General features: G+C 49.2%; 18 protein-coding genes. 13 read left to right on the top strand and 5 right to left on the bottom strand.

What is annotated here, in order from left to right; translation table 11 throughout:
• Positions 1-115: 115 nt before the first annotated feature.
• The 7 genes from RDN93_RS07765 to RDN93_RS07735 all read left to right on the top strand — a co-directional run bounded on the left by RDN93_RS07765 (position 116) and on the right by RDN93_RS07735 (position 9,136).
• Positions 116-1,387: a BamA/TamA family outer membrane protein gene (locus tag RDN93_RS07765; protein ID WP_308744971.1), complete on the top strand. Its 1,272-nt coding sequence runs from the start codon at positions 116-118 to the stop codon at positions 1,385-1,387.
• Between the two features lie 218 nt (positions 1,388-1,605).
• Complete coding sequence (locus RDN93_RS07760) at positions 1,606-2,352, top strand: TolC family protein (protein WP_308744970.1); 747 nt, start codon at positions 1,606-1,608, stop codon at positions 2,350-2,352.
• 11 nt (positions 2,353-2,363) lie between these two features.
• Positions 2,364-4,589: a hypothetical protein gene (locus RDN93_RS07755; protein WP_308744969.1), complete on the top strand. Its 2,226-nt coding sequence runs from the start codon at positions 2,364-2,366 to the stop codon at positions 4,587-4,589.
• A complete protein-coding gene (locus RDN93_RS07750) occupies positions 4,579-5,868 on the top strand; it encodes an O-antigen ligase family protein (RefSeq protein WP_308744968.1) in 1,290 nt (429 codons plus the stop codon). Before RDN93_RS07755 ends, RDN93_RS07750 begins: the two co-directional genes overlap by 11 nt.
• Entirely contained in the window at positions 5,865-6,782 is a 918-nt protein-coding gene (locus tag RDN93_RS07745; RefSeq protein WP_308744967.1) for a glycosyltransferase family 2 protein, read from the top strand. Before RDN93_RS07750 ends, RDN93_RS07745 begins: the two co-directional genes overlap by 4 nt.
• A 12-nt stretch (positions 6,783-6,794) precedes the next feature.
• Positions 6,795-7,982, top strand: a complete 1,188-nt coding sequence (locus RDN93_RS07740) for a glycosyltransferase family 2 protein (protein ID WP_308744966.1) — start codon at positions 6,795-6,797, stop codon at positions 7,980-7,982.
• Positions 7,983-8,017: 35 nt separating this feature from the next.
• Positions 8,018-9,136 carry a glycosyltransferase family 1 protein gene (locus RDN93_RS07735; protein ID WP_308744965.1) on the top strand — a complete coding sequence of 373 codons (1,119 nt, stop codon included), beginning with the start codon at positions 8,018-8,020 and terminating at the stop codon, positions 9,134-9,136.
• A gap of 94 nt (positions 9,137-9,230) precedes the next feature.
• Here RDN93_RS07735 and RDN93_RS07730 read toward each other — a convergent pair whose 3' ends face one another.
• The 3 genes from RDN93_RS07730 to RDN93_RS07720 all read right to left on the bottom strand — a co-directional run bounded on the left by RDN93_RS07730 (position 9,231) and on the right by RDN93_RS07720 (position 11,492).
• Positions 9,231-9,683 carry an N-acetylmuramoyl-L-alanine amidase gene (locus RDN93_RS07730; protein WP_308744964.1) on the bottom strand — a complete coding sequence of 151 codons (453 nt, stop codon included), beginning with the start codon at positions 9,681-9,683 and terminating at the stop codon, positions 9,231-9,233.
• Positions 9,684-9,865: 182 nt separating this feature from the next.
• The gene (locus RDN93_RS07725) at positions 9,866-10,396 is read right to left on the bottom strand and encodes a DNA-binding protein (RefSeq protein WP_308744963.1); all 531 of its coding nucleotides are present in this window, start codon (positions 10,394-10,396) and stop codon (positions 9,866-9,868) included.
• A gap of 223 nt (positions 10,397-10,619) precedes the next feature.
• Positions 10,620-11,492 carry an Rpn family recombination-promoting nuclease/putative transposase gene (locus RDN93_RS07720; protein WP_308744962.1) on the bottom strand — a complete coding sequence of 291 codons (873 nt, stop codon included), beginning with the start codon at positions 11,490-11,492 and terminating at the stop codon, positions 10,620-10,622.
• A 226-nt stretch (positions 11,493-11,718) separates the two neighbouring features.
• Here RDN93_RS07720 and RDN93_RS07715 point away from each other — a divergent pair, with 226 nt between their 5' ends.
• On the top strand, positions 11,719-11,976 hold the full coding sequence (locus tag RDN93_RS07715; RefSeq protein ID WP_308744961.1) for a DUF4248 domain-containing protein: 258 nt from the start codon (positions 11,719-11,721) through the stop codon (positions 11,974-11,976).
• A 47-nt stretch (positions 11,977-12,023) separates the two neighbouring features.
• Here RDN93_RS07715 and RDN93_RS07710 read toward each other — a convergent pair whose 3' ends face one another.
• Positions 12,024-13,820, bottom strand: coding sequence for a bifunctional DNA primase/helicase (locus tag RDN93_RS07710; protein WP_308744960.1), 1,797 nt, complete (start codon positions 13,818-13,820; stop codon positions 12,024-12,026).
• Positions 13,821-14,058: 238 nt separating this feature from the next.
• Positions 14,059-15,063, bottom strand: coding sequence for a Lin1244/Lin1753 domain-containing protein (locus RDN93_RS07705; RefSeq protein WP_308744959.1), 1,005 nt, complete (start codon positions 15,061-15,063; stop codon positions 14,059-14,061).
• Between the two features lie 173 nt (positions 15,064-15,236).
• Here RDN93_RS07705 and RDN93_RS07700 point away from each other — a divergent pair, with 173 nt between their 5' ends.
• The 5 genes from RDN93_RS07700 (at position 15,237) to RDN93_RS07680 (ending at position 20,728) form a co-directional block, all read left to right on the top strand.
• Entirely contained in the window at positions 15,237-15,752 is a 516-nt protein-coding gene (locus RDN93_RS07700) for a hypothetical protein (protein ID WP_308744958.1), read from the top strand.
• Between the two features lie 61 nt (positions 15,753-15,813).
• A complete protein-coding gene (locus RDN93_RS07695) occupies positions 15,814-16,929 on the top strand; it encodes a glycosyltransferase family 1 protein (protein WP_308744957.1) in 1,116 nt (371 codons plus the stop codon).
• Complete coding sequence (locus RDN93_RS07690; RefSeq protein ID WP_308744955.1) at positions 16,922-18,388, top strand: lipopolysaccharide biosynthesis protein; 1,467 nt, start codon at positions 16,922-16,924, stop codon at positions 18,386-18,388. The genes RDN93_RS07695 and RDN93_RS07690 overlap by 8 nt, the downstream gene beginning before the upstream one ends.
• A gap of 27 nt (positions 18,389-18,415) precedes the next feature.
• A complete protein-coding gene (locus tag RDN93_RS07685) occupies positions 18,416-19,537 on the top strand; it encodes a glycosyltransferase (RefSeq protein WP_308744954.1) in 1,122 nt (373 codons plus the stop codon).
• Positions 19,538-19,579: 42 nt separating this feature from the next.
• Complete coding sequence (locus RDN93_RS07680; protein ID WP_308744953.1) at positions 19,580-20,728, top strand: glycosyltransferase family 4 protein; 1,149 nt, start codon at positions 19,580-19,582, stop codon at positions 20,726-20,728.
• Positions 20,729-20,745 lie beyond the last annotated feature (17 nt).

The following is a 20,745-nucleotide window of genomic DNA, read 5'->3' as shown; positions in this document are numbered from 1 at the left end:
ATAGTAATAGGAAATTGCAAATTTACGATTCTTTTTTAGAATTATTATCTAAGAGTATCAAAACTAATTAAAATAAAAGAGTTTTCTTTGCAGTCGAATTCCTCAGAAAGAAATTATGAAGAAATATATAATAGGTGTATTGATGATGTTTGCATCCATCAATATTATGTCGGCTACGGCTGACAGCACAGCAGTAAAAAGCGACGAACTGCCAATGTCTACAATATCTATCAGTGATGATACCCCGACAGATATTGACGGCACTTTGTCAGACACCATTCCCACCCTCTCCAAACGTGAGTTACGCCGCCAACGTGTGGCAAAGCGAAATTTGCATTATAATATATTAGGTGGTCCCAGCTATACGCCGGACTTCGGCCTGCTGGTGGGCGGTAGCGCGTTGATGACGTTCCGGATGAATCCGAGTGACACCACTCAGCGGCGTTCGGTGGTGCCGATGTCTATTGCGCTGATGTTCAAAGGCGGATTGAATCTGATGACGAAGCCGCAACTGTTCTTCAAAGGCGACCGTTTCCGTATTTTCGGCACATTCTCTTATAAGAACACGATTGAGAATTTTTACGGAATCGGATACAGTACCAATAAAGACTATCCTCGCGGGGAAGACACGAGCGAATACCGTTATAGCGGCATCCAGGTGAACCCATGGTTTCTCTTCCGTTTGGGAGAAAGCGACTTCTTCGCAGGGCCACAGGTAGATTTCAATTACGACAAAATCACCAAGCCGGCAGAAGGAATGGTTCATCAGCCATCCTATATTGCGGCGGGCGGAACAGAACATGGATATAAGAATTTCAGTTCGGGACTCGGCTTCCTGCTAACTTATGACACACGTGATATTCCCGCCAATGCTTATCGTGGAATGTATCTTGATTTTCGCGGGATGATGTATAGCAAGGCCTTCGGCGGTGATGATAATTTTTACCGTTTGGAGATTGATTACCGTCAATACAAAACAGTCGGAAGACGGAAGGTGATAGCTTGGACGGTGCAGACCAAAAACGTATTCGGAGATGTGCCGTTGACGAAATATGCGCTTAGCGGAACGCCTTTCGACCTTCGCGGATATTACATGGGACAGTTTCGCGACAAGTCATCACATGTAATGATGGCTGAATACCGTCAGATGATAAATACGGACAAGAATACATGGGTGAAGAAAATGCTCAATCATATAGGATATGTGGCCTGGGGCGGATGCGGATTCATGGGCCCTACTCCGGGTAAGATAGAAGGCGTTCTCCCCAATCTCGGCGTAGGCCTGCGCATTGAGGTACAACCCCGTATGAATATACGTCTCGACCTCGGAAGAGACATGGTGAACAAGCAGAATTTGTTCTACTTTAATATGACGGAGGCGTTCTGACACAAGACGGTGGAAGACTTTCAGTTCAAGAAGAAAGACATTCCGATTGGGTATATATACATTCCGCTTAGGGACAATAAAAGTATTATAAATAAGTATTCGCGTACAATTAACGAGGAAGAATGTAAAATTGATAATAAAAGACTGCTCATAAATGAAATTAATCCTTATATTTGCGCAAGCTATAACACAGCAAGAGCAAATAATAGGATTTTTTTATGAAGCAATTTATATCTGTTTTTTCGGGGTTACTACTTTTATTCACTTCCGCTACTCATGTGGTTGCACAGGAAAACGGTGACTATTCCCAATTAAGTGAAGATGATTATAGTAAAATTGCCCTGCCGCCATTGTCTACATTATTCGAGAATGCCAAAAACAGTCCCATCTACGAACTGGCAGACGTAAAGGCGGCAATAGAGCGCAAGTTACTGCAAAAAGAAAAATGGGCATTTCTCGGTTTCTTCAGTTTAAGAGGAAGCTACCAGTACGGAATGTTCGGCAATGAGTCCACATATACGGACGTGGCGATTGCCCCCTACCTCACCTACTCTACCCAAGCCCAAAACGGTTATACCTTGGGGGCGGGCATCAACATTCCATTAAATGACTTATTCGACCTCAAAGGGCGCGTCAGCCGACAAAGGCTTACACTGAAAACCGCCGAACTGGAGCGGGAAGTAAAGTACGATGAAATCAAGAAGAATATTATTGAGATGTACGCCATGGCCACTTCACAGATGCAGGTTCTCCAGACGAGAAGTGAAAGTCTGGTGCTTGCCAATGTACAATACGAAATATCCGAGAAAAATTTTGCCAACGGAACCATAGAATCGTCAGATTTGGCAATAGATAAGGAAAGACAGTCGCAGGCCCGTGAATCATACGAGAAGAGTAAGTTTGAATTGACCAAGAGCCTGATGATACTCGAAGTTATTTCACGTACACCCATTATACGAAAATAAAAATCTAAGATATGAATTTTATCATTTCTACCATACGGACCCTATTCCGCCATCGCTGGCTGATACTGATAGGAACCGCCCTCTTCACATTATTCGTCATCTATTACACCCGCCATATGCAAGGCGGCTATGACGTGAAAGCTACGCTTTACACGGGAGTAGCTTCAGGCTACAACCTGGAGAGCGACAAGCGGACAGACTGGGCAACGGTACAGAATTCTATGGACAATCTGATAAGCATCATGCAGGCTGAAAGTACGCTGAAAAGAGTATGCTTACGGCTATTCGCCAGAGTCCTTATCCAAGGAAATCCGGACAAAGAGAACAATGGCATCACTGCTGCCAGCTACAATTACACTTACAACCATCTGAAAAACAGCCCGAACGGAAATGAGATACTGAAACTAATAGACAAATCGAGTGAAGACAAGACCGTCTCCAATCTCGAATCATATATGCGTCCGCACAGAGACAACTACATCTACGGCCTGTTCTATTACAACCACCCTTTTTATAGCCACAACACCCTGAAAAACATCAAAGTGCAACGTCGTCTGACCAGTGACTTGCTGGATATCAGCTATTCGTCCGGTGACCCGGGTATCGTGTACAACACGGTAAGTATCCTGATGGATGAGTTCGTCGAAGAATACCGCCGCATCCGCTACGGGGAGACGGATAAAGTAATCAAGTACTTTGAAGAAGAATTGAAAAGAATAGGGAAAAAGCTGAATACGGAAGAAGAAGACCTGACAAAATATAACGTAGAAAAACGTATCATCAACTATATTGACGAAACCAAAGAAATAGCCGCCATCAGCAAAGAGTACGAGTTGAGAGAACAAGACGCGTTGTTCGCCTTCAACAGCACCAAGTCCATGCTCGACGAACTGGAGAAACACATGGACAGCAATGCCAAACAAGTGGTCAAAAACATGGAGTTTGTCGATAAACTGCGGGAAGCCTCCAGCATCACCGGCAAAATATCGGAAGCCGAGGCGATGACCGATACAAAAAAACAAGACTCGCAATCCCTTGAAAGCGACAAAAAAAGACTGGCCGAGGTAAAACAGGAACTGAATGACTTGACCTCTTCATACATAGGTCATAAATATACCAAAGAAGGCGCTTCGCGAATCAACATCATCGACCAGTGGTTGGAGCAGACCCTGCTATACGAAAAAGCCAAAGCCGAACTGAAAATCGTGCAAGACGCCCGTCGGGAACTGAACGAGCGTTATGTATTCTTCGCCCCCGTCGGTACGACCATCAAGCAGAAAGAGCGTATGATAAACTTCACCGAGCGCAACTATCTGACTGTATTACAAAGCTATAACGAAGCCCTGTTGAGAAAGAAAAATCTGGAAATGACCTCTGCCACACTAAAAGTGCTGAACGAGCCCACCTACCCGATTTCTTCCAACTCGACCAACCGGAAGCAAATCGTCATCGCCGCATGCGTAGGCAGTTTTCTGATTATCGTAGCCTTGCTGCTGTTGATAGAGATGCTCGACAGGACATTGCGCGATGCCAGCCGCACCAAGCGCGTGACAGGCTATAAAGTGATAGGCGCTGTCCCCAGTCTTACACTCTCCCGCTACGGTGGGCTGACCAAGACCTACGTACAATCTTCCGTTAGAGAACTGACCAACTCCCTGCTCCGTTTCCTGACCAATCGGAAATCTCCCGGCGTGTTCATCATCAACCTGTTCAGTACCAGCGAAGATTCCGGTGAGGAAGTGATAGGGAACCTGATTTGCGGATATATGCAGAGCCGCATGCTGAATACGAAGTTTATCACCAACAAAGAAGATTTCAACACTAACTCCACCCAATACCTGCTGGCAAAAAGCATTACAGACTTTTACACCCCGCAAGGAGAAGACATACTGATTGTCGCTTATCCGCCCTTGTCCGAAAGCAACATCCCGACGGCCTTACTGCAAGATGCCAACGCCAATATCCTGGTGGCTCCGGCAGACCGGGGATGGAAAACCATCGACAAGCAGCTTTGCGAACAACTCATGCTGCAAATGGGCAAGACGGAAGTACCCTTCCGCATCTGCCTGACAAATGCCAGCCGGGAAGCAGCCGAGGACTTCACCGGACAACTTCCGCCACACACGCTGTTGCGCAGAATCGGCTATCGCCTCAGTCAGCTATCACTAACGGAAAAAATCAAATTCAACCTCAGGAGAAAAGCAAAAGAAGCAGAAGACGAGGACGATGACGAATAGGATAATAACTTTCCACATTCTGCTTGCCGCGCAGTTCGCCCTGGTCGCGGCAAGCATGGTTGTAAATGTCAAGATAGGCTTGTTCTCAATGGCACTCATCTTGCTGTCCACCACCATTTGCCTTGTACAGCTCAGCAATGACGAACGTACCGACTGGCGGTCCGGTCAGAACACAATGACCTGGCTCTTTACCGCCTGGCTGCTGTTCTACCTACTGGAAATAATGAATCCCAACAATGTGATGGAAGCATGGAACATCAACCTCACTCCCTACGCCCTCACCCCTCTGATATGTGCCTTCGTCATACCGATAGTGATACGTACCAAGAAAGATGTCGAACTGCTGCTGATAATATGGTCTGTATTCGTCATCATCTTCACCCTTAAAGGCTACTGGCAGAAAAACCACGGTTTCAGTTCCAAAGACCTCTACTTCCTTCATGTCCTGGGCGGCGCCCGGACACACATTATCTGGTCGGGCATCCGCTACTTCTCCTGTTTCTCGGACGCGGCAAACTATGGCGTACACTCTGCCATGGCAGGCGTCACCTTTGCCATTGCAGGCTTCTTTGTCGACTCAAAATGGAAGCGCATCTACTTCCTCTTCATCGCCTTCTGCGGCATCTACGGAATGGGAATCTCCGGGACACGCTCCGCCATGGGAGTCCTCATGGGCGGCATGCTGATGATTACCATCATAGCCAAGAACTGGAAAGCACTCCTGGCCGGCATATGCATATCCATCGGCGTCTTTGTCTTTTTCTATTACACCAATATCGGGAGCGGCAACCAATATATCCACAAAATGCGCTCTTCCTTCCACCCTACCGAAGACGCCTCTTACATGGTGCGCGTCGAAAACCGGCAAAGAATGAAGGAGCTGATGGCTAAGAAACCTATCGGCTACGGCATCGGGCTCTCCAAAGCAGGCAACTTCAACTCCAAGGAACAAATGCCCTACCCGCCTGACTCATGGCTGGTCAGCGTATGGGTGGAAACGGGAATCGTCGGGCTGATTCTCTATCTCGGCATACACGGCATCCTTTTCGCCTGGTGCTCATGGATATTGATGTTCAAGGTACGCAACAAAAATCTGCGAGGGCTCGTAGCGGCATGGCTCTGCATGGACGCAGGCTACTTCATAGCCGCCTATGTCAACGACGTAATGCAGTATCCCAACCCATTGACCGTATATATAGGCTTTGCCCTCTGCTTTGCCGCCCCGCATATCGACAAGCAATTACTAGTATCCATCCAAGAAAACAACGAACAAGAATGACAAACAACACACCGGACATATCCTTTATCACTATCTGCTACAACGGCTTTAAGGACACCTGCGAACTGATAGAATCCTTGCAAGACAAGATACACTCCGTAAGCTACGAAATCATTGTGGTAGACAACGCCTCCCGCGAAGATGAAGCAGCCCGGATAGGCCAACTATACCCTTCCGTCGTCGCCATCCGCAGCAACGAGAACCGCGGTTTCTCCGGCGGCAACAACATCGGCATCCGTGCGGCAAAAGGGAAATACCTGTTCTTCATCAACAACGACACCTACATCGAGTCAGACCATATCGCCTGCCTGATAGAACGCCTCGAAAGCCGTCCCGAAATAGGCGGCGTATCGCCTAAGATACGTTTCGCCTTTCCACCGCAACACATACAGTTTGCCGGATTCACCCCATTGTCACGCATCACGTTACGCAACCATATGCTCGGTTTCGATTGCCCGGACGACGGCACATTCGACACACCCCACCCCACCCCCTACCTACACGGCGCAGCCATGATGCTCAAGCGGGAAGTGATAGAAAAAGCGGGAATGATGCCGGAAATATTCTTCCTCTATTACGAAGAGTTGGACTGGAGCACCAGCATGACACGTGCCGGCTACGAGCTATGGTACGACCCTCGCTGCACCGTCTTCCATAAAGAAAGCCAGAGCACCGGGCAACTCAGCAAACTGCGCACCTACTACCTGACACGCAACCGCCTATTCTACGCCCGCCGCAACCTGAGAGGATTCGACCGCATCGCCGCCGTCCTCTACCAAAGCACCATAGCTGCCACCAAAAACATCCTGACCTATACATTCAAAGGACGTTTCGACCTCGCCGCAGCCGTATTCTACGGAGTAAATACCGGGCTGCTCTCCCCCTCGTCCGAGAAAAACACAGTAACTCCCTAAAATCCGAATACTATGATTATCATCGACTGGATACTCTTTACACTCCTTGCGCTTTGCGTCTGCTATCTGTTGCTGTATGCCATCGCATCGAAGTTCTACCGGACTCCCCGCTTCCCGGAAGCCCGCACGCTCCGGCGCTTCATCGTGTTCTTCCCCGCTTACAAGGAAGACCGGGTGATTGCCTCTTCCGTACGTAGCTTCCTGCAACAGGACTATCCGCGGGAACTGTTTGACATCATCGTCATCTCCGACCAGATGCAGCCTGCCACCAACGAAGACTTGCGTTCCCTGCCCATCCGCCTATTGACAGCCAACTACAAGGACAGTTCCAAAGCCAAAGCATTGACAATGGCAGTAGATTCCATCAGCGACGAACACTATGACATAGTGGTCATCATGGATGCCGACAACCTGACTTCACCGGATTTTCTCGCCGAAGTGAACCGTGCTTTCGACAGTGGAATAAAATCCGTACAGGCTCATCGCACCGGTAAAAACCTGAACACTGACATCTCTATTCTCGACGGTATCAGCGAAGAAATCAATAACGGGATTTTCCGCAGCGGACACAACGCCCTCGGACTTTCCGCCGCCCTGTCCGGTTCGGGAATGGCTTTTGAAGCCGACTGGTTCCGACAAAACGTGCGGCTTCTCGAAACAGCAGGCGAAGACAAAGAACTCGAAGTGCTGCTTCTGCAACAGCGCATCCACACCGTCTACCTGCCGCAAATTCCCATATACGACGAAAAAACGCAGAAAGAGGAAGCCATCAGCAACCAACGGAAACGCTGGATAGCCGCACAGTTCGGTATTCTCCGCAGCTCGCTCCTCAGCTTGCCCAAAGCGATAGGTCAAGGCAACCCGGACTATTGCGACAAGATACTCCAATGGATGCTTCCCCCGCGACTGATACAACTGGCGGGCGTCTTCGGTCTGACACTTGTCATCACGATTATCGGCATATGGCTAAGCCTGCAAGGCACTGCTACCGGACACGAATGGACGATAGCAGTCAAATGGTGGATACTCTCCGCCGCCCAAATAGCAGCAATGACACTCCCCATACCGGGACACTTGTTCAACAAACAACTGGGCAAAGCCGTATTACGAATCCCCATGCTGGCATTGACCACCATCGGCAATCTGTTCAAACTGAAGGGAGCCTACAAAAAGTTTATCCATACAGAGCACGGAGAATAAATCAAAAAAAGAACAATTCCTTAAACGAAAAGAATATGAGAATAGCCATCGAAGCCCAGCGTATCTTCCGCCCCAACAAGCATGGGATGGATTTCGTCGCTCTTGAAACGATTCGGGAGTTACAGAAAATGGACCATGAGAACGAATACTTCATCTTTGTCAGTCCCGGCGAAGACAGATGTCTCAAAAGTTCGGACAACGTGCATATCATCGAATTGAAATGCCCCACCTATCCGCTTTGGGAACAAGTGGCGCTCCCCCGTGCGGTAAAGCGTATCAAGCCCGATTTGCTACATTGCACAAGCAACACCGCCCCCCTGCACTGCCCCGTGCCCCTGGTACTGACATTGCATGACATAATCTATCTGGAGAAACGCCAATCGTCCAGCCTGTCATGGTATCAGGAAATGGGGTGGCATTATCGCCGTCTCGTCGTTCCGCGCATCCTGCCGAAATGCGAAAAGATTATCACCGTCTCCCAGTTCGAGCGGAAGCGTATTCTCGAAGCCCTGCACCTGCCCGACGAACAACTGGTAGCCGTGTACAACGGATTCAACAGTCACTTCCACCTGCAACCCAAAGCGCCGGAGATTACGCGGAAGTATATCGACGCAGACGATTACCTGTTCTTCCTGGGAAACACAGACCCCAAAAAGAACACTCCGAGAGTGCTGAAAGCATACAGCGATTATCTGAAAAAATCAACTAAGAAATTGCCGTTACTTATCGCCGACCTCAAAGAAGACGCTATCGACCGGATACTGGAAGACGAGAAAATCACGGAAATAAAAAGTTCGCTCCGCTTCCCCGGATATATTGCGAATACTGACCTTGCGGCACTTTATGGGGGTGCATTCGCATTCCTGTATCCTTCGCTTCGCGAAAGTTTCGGCATCCCGATGCTCGAGGCGATGGCTTGCGGAACGCCCATCATCGCAGGGAATACTTCCGCCATGCCCGAAATAGCAGGCGAAGGCGCTTTGCTGGCAGACCCTTTCAACGTGGAAGATATTACAGACAAGATACTGCAACTCGAAGAAGACGAAGCGTTCTATCAGCAGCAAGTGGAATACGGGCTCAACCGCAGCCGGATGTTCTCTTGGCGGAATACGGCGGAATCGTTGCTAAAGATATACAAAGAATTTGCCAAGTAAAGACAATTTGATATAAAAAAGACTTGCAACCAAGTACATATACTTGTCGCAAGTCTTTCCTTTGATACTATTACATTTCCGAATATTCTTTTTATCAAAAGCTTTTAATAATCTGAGTATTCACCTCAAAGCACGGGCAAGCCTTCACCCACTCTTCCGGCTCGATTTCTCCGTTTCCGTTCAAATCCGGACTCAAGTCACGATGCCCGCAAATGCGGCAACCGAGATAATCACGCAGCAGCGTGAGGATAAGCACGTGCATTGAATGAATCTGCCACTCCGTGCGGGTATCGGCAGGACGACCGTGGCAATCGAGTCCGCCCTCATAGCAGATACCTATACTGTTCAAGTTGTGTCCCTTTGTATGCGCACCAACCCGTTCGATGGCACGAGTCGTTTTTATGTCCCCATTTTTGCGAATATAGAAATGATACCCCGTCCCGTTGAAACCACGTCGCCGGTGGCACACTTCCAAATCATCTTCCGTGAAATCCCTGTCCGCCCTGGTGGCGGAACAGTGGATTACAATCAGGTCAATCTTCCTCATCGACCCGTCCTTTCACTCTTTTTGCCCTTTCTCTTTCTGCGAAAGAAGAACAGGACTTCCAATACAATGTCTAAGATTCTGTCAATCATTTCTTTGCATTTTATAGTTTATTTTATTGATATGAAGACGGAAAGCCGTGCACTAGCCTGCCGTCGGGAAATAGCCGTAAGCCGGAAATACGACTAAGCTGCCGGGTCCGGGTCGGGAGTCTCTCCGCCGTCACCGCCTTCTCCTTCGCCGGAACCACCGGAACCGCCACTTCCGTTCCCGCCGGACGCTGACTTCTTATCCGAGAGCAGCTCAAAGGTCATATTATTCTCCCCGCCACGAGTGGTCGCCGTGCTGTCGTTGGCAAGACGCAAGGAATTATCGACTTTGAAACGAAGGTTGACACGGGTGATATTCTTCACGGTGCAATCCTTTTCCACCTCTACACCGGGACAAGTCAGCGTAGTATAAAAGATACCCAGCCCTTCGACTTTCACCTTATTGCCCGCCACAAGGACTTTCTTCATCGCACGGACAAAGGACTTCATGACGTGCGACACGTCTTCTACCGAAAGTGCTCCGATAGACTCGATTTCACGCGCCAAAGATTCAATGGAATAGATTTTCGCTTCCCCGGACTTGGGTTTGAGAGCGTACACCATCGGCGACTCGTCATCACCGATTCGTTTTCTGCGCTTGTAGCGCACTACTGTAACTGTTGCCATACTTAAAAGATTGTTTCTACGAAAGGAAGGACATTCTCCCTTTCTGATGGTGAAACAAAGATACGGCAACACACCGGCAGCCTGACGGGTTACATCGGGCTACGCAGGATTAAGAGGGAATAAAGAGGAATAAAAACAGGCATTGCTATCTTTGAATGCCCAAGATACAAAAATGGCAGCATGATTCCGAATCTCATGCCGCCATTCCTGTAAGTGCTTATCATCAGATATTTTCAATTTCTTCTACGGAAAGTCCGGAAGCCTGAGAGATAGTATCGGTGGAAACTCCTAATTTCTTAAGGTTACGGGCTATTTCCCAGCTCTTTTCCTTCATACCTTTCTCCACACCTTCTTCCATCCCTCTCTCCAGTCCTTTTCGCCAGCCTTTTTCTTCCGCGAACGAGATGGTAGCCAGTTGGTCACGAAACACTTTGATACTCTCATCGTATTTCATGCGCTCTTCTTTAGTCAGGGAAGCAATGTCCACAATCTTCTCCAACTTCTCGAAGACAGATTTTCGTGCCTTGAAAGGCATTCTTTTCAATGTGTCCATATTCTTCAATACATAAATCCAACGTTCAAAATCAGTTTCACATTCCGATTCCTCTTTGTGAAAAGAAGGAAGCTCGATAAAGATAAAACGTAACTTATCCGAAAATGTTTCATGCGTATCACGGTCGGCCAACACCACGTCCGTCCGAAGTTTGTGCGGAGCGTCTGCCAGACAGAAGTTCAGGAAAAACACGCCATACACCGCTTTCAAGTCAAACTGCCAATGAGCGCCCCGCTCTCCTTGCCGGGCAACAGTATGCGATAAATAAAAAAGAGCCCGCTCCTTAAAATTCGTCTGCTGCTTGTTCTGCATCTCCACAATAAACTGTTCACCACTCTCTGTCGTACAATAAATATCGTAAATAACTCCGCGGTCGCCCATGTATTCAGGAAGTAACTCCTTATCCAAAAAAGTGATATCCGTGATACTCTTCTCGTTTACAAGCAGGCCGTTCAAGAAATCAATCAGCAAGTCTTTCGTAATTTCCTGCCCGAATATCTTTTTAAAACCTACGTCCGTAAACGGATTGATAAATTTTCCCATTTTCTTTGTTTTACGTTTGTATAGACCGAGATGTATCCGGTCTATACAAAGATACTATATTTTTCATAGTGAGCGGTTTCTTTTCCTTTTTTTAACGTCCCCCCATTCCTTTTCAATCTTCCCTGATGTTTTCAATTTCCCTCAAATGAGATTACCCAAAACTTGCACAACTCAGTAAAAATGCGTAACTTTATAGCTAGTAAAAACAAACTCAACCACCCTATCAATGAAAGCAAAATCCGACAATCTTCCCGAACAGGAAGAAGAAAAAGCATTCCAATACCGCAGCTACGGAAAAGGCGAGCTTGCCGCATTATATCTCCCCTACATCAAGCAACAGAGCGCAGTAGCCCGGTTCAACGAATGGATAGACGCTGCACCAGGACTGAAAGAGCGTCTGCTCGCCACCGGCATGAATCCCCGAAGCAGACGCTACACTCCCGCACAGGTACGGCTCATCGTGGAAGTGCTCGAAGAACCGTAGATAGTGATTAACGGGGTAGCGATTAGTGATCACTCCTCCGTTAATCACTAATCAAACAGTTCTTTTTCCGGTAGCCAGCAGGAAGTGTCGAAGACGGTATTCCGGGTACGCTGGTCGATGGGCACGGCAGGATCGTGGGATTCTTCACAGGGGAGATACCGCCCACTGACGGGGTCGTAGACGAAAGTAGCCACACCACCTACGCCGAGATGTTTGAATTTCACTTTATCCACATATACGCGGGTGATACCGATTTCCTTGTCACGCTCTACCACAATTCCGTAATCAGCCTTGTTGTAAAAATCTGCGGAGCCGTTAATATCGTACATTTCCACACGCGGGGTGGCATTCGTCACAGGATTGCGGTTCATCTTGCGCGGGTGGGCGACAACTATCAGCAGGCAATTATATTGAGTGGCAAATTCCGTGAATTTATTCAATAAGTTGGAGAGATACTGCGTTTCCGACTGTCCCGGTTTGGGGTCATGGTCGAAGCGGTTGAGAGGGTCAAAGACGAAGATGCGGCAGCCACGGCGGACGACGAGTTCACGAGCTTTGGCAAGCACGCGGTCGGGGCTGACGTCACCTTTGAGGGAAATGTGCGATACGTTTTCCGCCAGAAACTCTTCGGAGCGTGCCAGAAGAGCGTCCGTCATGCCGCAGTTGTTCTGAAAGCGATGACCGGTAAGTTTTTCAATCAGTTTGCGGAGATGATAGACGATGGGGACATTCTCCGGACTGAAAAACCCAATCTTCCATTGATGCCGCAGGCAGAGGCGCAGCACCAGTTCGTCCACCCATTCTGATTTTCCCGCACCGGGGATGCCGGTCACAATGACGATGCGGCGACGCTCGTAAGTACAAATTTTATCCATTTCTTCCCAACCGGTCTCCGCACCGGGACCGAAACCGTTGTCGAACAAGGCACGCAAGTCGCTGTGCAGGTCGGCAGCGGTAAAAATGCCTTCCAGCGGGACTTCCGCCGCTTGCTCGATGGCGATGCGGAGACTTTCAATGCCATATTTACAGAGATGCTCGTTGGCATCCTTGCACTCCGGACCGTAAGTGACGATACGGCAACGTTCGGCTCCCATGCGGTTGACAAGCTCGTCGCGCAGGCGGATTCCGGGGGAATCGGTGTCTACAGCAATGATGATTTCTTTCAAGTCCTCGAAGTGAGTTTCCATGAAACGGTCGAGCCACGAGAGATTGGAGTTGGCGCCGGCGGGGACGGAGATTACACTTTCAAATCCGGCGGCGATGGAAGAAGCGGCATCCAGTTCGCCTTCGTGGATGATGCAGGACGTTTGTCCTACGACGGAGTCGATATTGTAAGGAATCAGTTCGGCTCCCTGCACCATTTTGAAATGCTTCTTGCCACTGCGGAATTTCGTGTTTACGAGTTGCCCGCCATCGAAGTAGTTGAAGCAGACGCAACGCTCCTTCGTGCTGGACTGCGGCATAAATTCTTCCTGCTCCGTGATGCGCAGCGCGGCAATGACGGACTGCGGGATGCAGCGCGTCTCGACCAGCCAACGTTCCGTGGCTTCGGAAAGCGTTGTCTTCGAAGCGTCGAACACCGGACGCTGAAAATGCTGCGGAACGGCTGCCGCACGACGCTGGCGGGCTGCCCGACGCTCCGCCTTCTCACGCTCCTCATTATCGTCGGGGACGTAGAAATCGGCTCCGCAATGGTAACAATGGCAATGCCCGGTGTCGATATTGACACGCAGCGAACGGTCGCGCTTGTTATGCCTCGTCGGGAGACATTGGTTACAGATTGTTTTGATAACTCCACTCGTGCGATGACGTACATCGACTTGGTAACTGGCAAAATTTCTCATAATTTCTATTTTGTTTTTCAGATTATTTCATTTTTCAGATTATTTCATTTTCCACACGGTATAAAAGCAAATTCCATCCGGTACGAGCAACAGACGGGCATCGGAACGAGCGTTCGTAAGCGCCGGACCGGTTTCCATTCAAGCGCGGGATGAGTACCTGCCGGACGTGGGCAGAGCAATCTCCGGACGTGGGCTGAAAGCCATCAGTCCCCCGTCCGGCGATTGATGAAAGCCGGACTCAATGCAGCCATCTCCTGCCCACGTTGTCCCACACTGCCGAACCGTCCGGTCGCGGTGGCGCATCGTCCGGGATGAGATGTCCCAGATACGTCCGCCGCTTGCCGACTATGCTCTCAAAACGGTTCGCGCTCCCGATGTCCCGTTCTCTGAGTTCCTGTAGCAACGCTTCGCGCAACTTGACGCAAGTGGGTGAACCTGCAGCGATATAATTGGAAAAATACCGTTTCACATCATCAAAGAAAAGCAACTCTTTCTCCTTCCCGTAAAGCCGTATATGAGCTTTGAACAGCTTGAGAATCTGCTTCTGGCGGTCGAGGAAGAGCCGCCCCAGTCCGAAACGCTGCCCTGCCAGCTCCATATAGAGCCGCGAATCGGCAAGACTGTCCACCAACACTTCCCATGACACCACAGGCTGCAACGGGCGTTGCCCCTCTTCGTCCACCGAACGAATCCGTACCCCGCCCGTCACCGCAACCGGGACAGCAGCGGCAACGGCAGCAACCGCCACCGCTTCCGGTGCGCCGGTATTCCTGCTGTTGTTTTCAACAGAAGGAATACTTCTCTTCTCCTCTACTCTCTTCTCTTGGGTTTCGTTGGGTTTTTGCCCCTTGCTGGCGGGCGTTTCAGCGCTTTTGACAGGCTTCCGCGGACGACCGCCTTTTTTGCCGTTTTCGGTGTCCGCCCGCCACTTCTCCTCAAGCCTATGCATCACCCTGTCCAGATAGGGAGCGCGGAACGTCTGCCGCTCCTCGTCCACCTCAAAAAGATTGTAACCACGGAGCACATGCTCTGTCATTTCCAAATCCAAATCGTAGCGACGGGCAAAAGCTTTCAGTTGAAGCGGCTTGCAAGACGCCTCATAATTGTCCTTCGTGCGCAGATGCAGCAGTAACATCACGTAAATCCCGATAGCTTCCGCAGCATCCAGCTCCAACATCATGCCGGCGATATTGTCGTCGTTCAATAAATTCACTTCCAAGTTAAAATACTGGTCTTTCTTCATTCTTTTTTCCCGTTTAAAAAAATATTCGACAAAATCTCACCTGTTCCGGTGGGGTAACTTCGTGAGCACAAAGGTCTTTTAAATGTATGACATACACTTCTTCAGAAATGAATAGAGTGCTATAAAAACTTTTAAAGACCTTTGCATCAACAATTTAATAACCCCAAAAAAAGATGAATAAACAACCAAAACTCCTCAATGAGGACGAAGTAATGCGACAGAAACTAGAAAAATGCATCCATGCCACTTTCGGCCGTTTTATTTGTTACGTACGTACTATCTCTCCACTGTCTCACGAGGAAATGCAAGAACTAAGCTCCATCACTTCCGGCACGGCATGGCGGATGGAAAAATCGCGCAACTACAAGATTCTATCGTATGCACAGGCATTCTACGTACATCTCAGAGCACTGAAATGCGAGTTTCATATCCAAAACCTCCGCCGGGCAACCACGCAGGCATTGGAAGAAGGAAAATGCCTTGTCATATCCGTCATAGACAAGGACGAGATAAATAATTACGACAAGAATGCCATTCTTTTCGCACAGGCGCCCACCGACGAAGAACTGGAAAGACGCCGGAAAGCCAGAAAAGCCCTACTAAAGAGAAATGCGAAATTTGGTAAGAACAAAAAGAATAACAAGACAGAGAAGAAACCTGCCGACAAAAAGAAGATAAAAAAAAGATAAAGTTTCTCATAAGTTTTATTACCTTTGTGGCACAGCTAAGCTGAACAACAAATGTATAGAAATGAATGACAGCGAAGAAACAAACAGTTCGACGATAAAAGCACTTATTGTTTTCAGAGAAGATGGGGACACAGACAACCTGTTCGTCCCCATCTTGTGCGATGCTATCAGGATGACGGGTATCAACGTGCGATGTTCCACACAAGAGTTTTGGGAGTCGGATACGGCGTATGACATCATCCATTTCCAGTGGCCCGAAGAAGTAGTGGGCTGGACTTGTGACAATCCCGACATCATCTGCCGGCTGGAAGAACGGATTCGTTTCTTCCGCTCGCGAGGGGCACATTTCATTTATACGCGCCACAATGTACGCCCGCACTATGCCAACGACGTCATCAGCCGGGCGTATGACATCATCGAGTCGCAAAGCGATGTCGTGGTGCATATGGGGCGTTTCAGCCGCGACGAATTTGCCGCCAGGCATCCCGGCAGCCGGAATGTCGTGATTCCGCACCATATTTACCAATATACCTATCAGGAGAATATCAGCGTAGAGCGTGCACGCCAGTATCTCAAGATTCCGCAGGAAGCGTTCATCGTCACCGCTTTCGGCAAATTCCGCAACCGTGAAGAAATACGCATGATGCTCGGAGCATTCCGCGCGTGGGACCAGCCGGACAAGTTACTGCTCGCCCCCAGGCTTTATCCTTTCTCAAGACGCAACGACTATGGTGGCAATTTCCTCAAACGATGGACTTCACGTGCCGGATATTATCTGCTCATGCCGCTGCTCAACCGCTGGATGAAGCTGGAAGCCGGAGCCAACGATGAACTGGTGGACAGTTGCGACCTACCTTATTATATGGCTGCCTCGGATGTGATATTCATCCAACGAAAAGATATATTAAACTCAGGCAATGTCCCTCTTGCCTTCTTTTACCACAAAGTGGTGGTGGGGCCCGCTGTGGGAAATATCGGCGAGATACTCTCCGAAACCGGTAACCCGACATTCGACCCCGATGATAAAACGGACATTGTCCGGGCACTCAAATCCGCCCGCCGGCTTGCATTACAAGAGAAGGGAGAAGCAAATTATGACTACGCCATGGAGAACATGAATGTCCGGAAAGTGGGAAAGGAATACGCGCAAACTTATAAAGACGCAGTAAATGGCTAACAACATCAAGCGGCAGCTATTTTCGGGCGTCTTCTACACCGCGCTTGCCAAATACAGCGGTGTCGTCATCTCCCTCGTAGTAGCGGGAATACTGGCACGCCTGCTCTCGCCGGACGACTTCGGAGTAGTAGCTATCGCCTCTGTCATCATCGCTTTTTTCAACCTGCTCACGGACATGGGCGTATCGCCCGCCATCATACAGAACAAGTCGCTGACCAAAGGCGAACTGTCGGACATTTTCTCATTTACCGTGTGGACGGGCATCGGCATCAGCGCGCTGTTCTTCGCCGCGTCCTGGCCCATCGCCCACTATTACGAGAGCGACATCTTGCGGACACTGTGCCAACTGCTCTCCGTCAACCTGTTTTTCGCTTCCGCCACCATCGTGCCCGGAGCGCTGTTCTACCGCAACAAGGAGTTCAAATTTATCGCTGTCCGCAGCTTCGTCATACAAATATCCGGCGGTGCCGCCGCCGTGACCGCCGCCCTCTGCGGAGCGGGACTGTACGCGCTGATTATCACCCCGATACTATCCAGCATACTGATATTCGTCATCTCCTTCCAGCGCTATCCGCAACGCCTGCGCTTCACGCTGGGACTGACGGCACTACGGAAGATTTTTTCCTATTCCGCCTACCAGTTCCTGTTCAACGTCATCAATTATTTCAGCCGCAACCTTGACAAACTCCTGATTGGCAAGTATATGAGCATGTCCGACCTCGGATATTACGAAAAATCCTACCGCCTGATGATGCTTCCCCTGCAAAACATCACGCAGGTCATCACCCCGGTGATGCATCCCATCTTCAGTGATTTACAAGATGATAAAGAAAAGCTGGCTACTTCCTACGAACGTATCGTCCGCTTCCTCGCCTTTATCGGACTGCCGCTGAGCGTACTTCTTTTCTTTACAGCGGAAGAAGTGACGCTGATTATCTTCGGCAGTCAATGGCTGCCGTCCGTACCCGTATTCCGGATACTGGCGCTTTCGGTGGGCATACAGATTATCCTTTCTTCGTCGGGCTCCATCTTCCAGGCGGCAGGCGACACGCGGAGCCTGTTCGTCTGCGGGTTGTTTTCGTCTACGCTCAACGTGGCGGGAATGTTGCTCGGCATTTTCTATTTCGGCACGCTCACGGCAGTGGCAAGCTGCATCGTGGTGACGTTCACCGTCAACTTCGTGCAATGCTACCGGCAGATGTACCGAGTGACCTTCCGGCGGAGCTTCCGGCTGCTCATACGTCAGCTTATTTCTCCGTTCGCGGTCAGCGGTTTGATAGCGATGGCACTCGTGCCCATGCAATGCACGATGGAAGGTATGAACTTTTTTGTGACAATTATTGCCAAAGGTACAATTAGTTTTATTATCTTTGGTGGATATATACAAGCTACGCACGAATTTGATATCATCGAAAAAGTACGGAGCATGGTAAAACAGAGAAATAAAAGAACAGAATAAACGATATTATAGAAACAGAAAAAACCGATGAAAGCCTTGTTCCTTATTTTCCACGGCTTCGACAAAGCCAATGGAATCAGTAAGAAAATACACTACCAGGTGAAAGCCCTCAGAGAATGTGGAGTGGACGCACGCCTGTGTTATTACGATATTACTCCCCATGGCGAACACCGTCTGATGGTGGACGACGAGGTCATTGCCGATTTTGGGACAGGAACTACGGCAAAGATGTGGAAGCGTATCTACTACGCCCCTATCATTGAGTATGCGCGCCACGAAAAAATAGAACTGGTATATATACGTTCGCACCACAACGCCAACCCGTTCACCCTGAAGATGGTGAAACGCCTGAAAAAGACCGGAGCCAAAGTAGTAATGGAAATACCGACTTATCCGTACGACCAGGAATATATCACGCGTTCCATGAAGTTTTCCCTGTTTATCGACCGCTGTTTCCGCCACCGGCTCGCCAAGAGACTGGACGGCATCGTCACCTTCTCCAACGCTGAAACGATTTTCGGCGGACGGACTATACGAATTTCCAACGGAATAGACTTCGATGCCATCCCGATGAAGCACAGCCAAAATGCGACGACCGATGAGCTGCATCTTATCGGTGTAGCGGAAGTGCATTACTGGCATGGATTTGACCGGCTGGTGAACGGACTGGCGGAGTATTACCGTACAAATCCCGACTATAAAGTGTATTTCCACATTGTAGGGCCCATGGCCGGTGAACGCGAACGAGAAGCAATCCTGCCTGTCATCCGTGACAATCATCTGGAGCCTTATGTCATTCTGCACGGACCTCTGCACAGCGAGGAACTGGACGCGCAATTTGAAAAGGCTGACTTTGCCATCGGTAGCCTGGGACGCCACCGAAGCGGTATCACGCATATCAAGACACTGAAAAACCGCGAATATGCCGCCCGCGGATTTGCCTTCACGTATTCGGAAACGGATGAGGATTTCGACGCTATGGCGTATGTATGGAAAGCCCCTGCGGACGAATCGCCGATAGACATCCCGAAGCTGATTGAGTTTCAACGCTCGCTTTCCATGACTCCGGCCGAGATTCGCGAATCAGCCCGCCCGCTATCATGGAAAGCGCAAATGCAGAAAGTGATTAATGAAATCGGATTCGGGTAACAAACACCCTGTCATTCTGAAACAAATTACAAACAATAGCTGATGAACAAGAAGATAAAAATAGCCTACTGCATCCCCTCACTCTATTACCCCAGCGGCATGGAGAGGGTATTGACGTTGAAAGCAAATTATTTTGCGGAACATTTCGGCTACGAGATACATATTATCCTGACTGACGGAAAAGACAAGGAACCGTATTACAAATTATATCCGTCCATTACTCTCCACCAACTCGATATCAATTATGACGAGATGTACGGCCGCAGCCTGTGGAAGCGAATCTCCGGCTACTGGAACAAGCAGCAATTATTCATGAAACGGCTGAACGACTGTTTGTGCGAAATCCGTCCGGACATCACCATCTCACTTCTCCGGCGGGACATCAACTTTATCAATAAGATGAAGGACGGCAGCATCAAACTCGGGGAAATCCACTTCAACAAGTCCAATTACCGTGAGTTCAGCGATAACCGTCTCCCGGCTTTCGTACAGCACTGCGTGAAGAAGTACTGGATGTGGCAGCTTATCCGACAGGTGCGGCAACTGAAACGCTTCGTGGTATTGAGCTATGAAGACGCCGCGGAATGGACGAAACTGAAAAATGTAGCGGTGATATACAACCCGCTTCCTTTTTTCCCCGAACGGCAGTCCGACGGGTCGTCCAAGCAGGTGATTGCCGCAGGAAGGTATATGCCACAAAAAGGGTTCGACCGGCTGATTGACGCCTGGAGCATCGTCAACATGCAGCATCCGGACTGGGTTCTGCGTATCTACGGCGACGGTATGCGACAGCAACTGCAACAGCAAATCGACAGGTTGGGAATCGCTTCCAGTTGTATTCTGGAACACAGTACGCCTGATATTGACGAAAAATATTGCGAAAGTTCCATATTTGCCCTTTCATCACGCTACGAGGGGTTTGGCATGGTGATTATCGAAGCGATGGCGTGCGGCATACCACCCGTTTCTTTTGCTTGTCCGTGCGGTCCGCGGGATATTATCGACGATGGGAAAAACGGTCTGTTGGTGGAAAACGGGAATATTGAGATGTTGGCCGGCAAAATATGTTATCTGATAGAAAATGATGAAATACGCCGGAAGATGGGGCAGCAGGCACGCATCGACGTGGAGCGCTTCAAGATTGAACAAATCGCCGGACAATGGAAGGAGTTATTTGAGAGTCTCGTTTAGGCTGTCGGGAAGTCTTA

This window comes from uncultured Bacteroides sp. (assembly GCF_902491285.1).
Taxonomy (GTDB): Bacteria; Bacteroidota; Bacteroidia; order Bacteroidales; family Bacteroidaceae; genus Bacteroides.
Note: the sequence above shows the minus strand (reverse complement) of the source record. Positions and strands in the feature narration are given on the sequence as shown.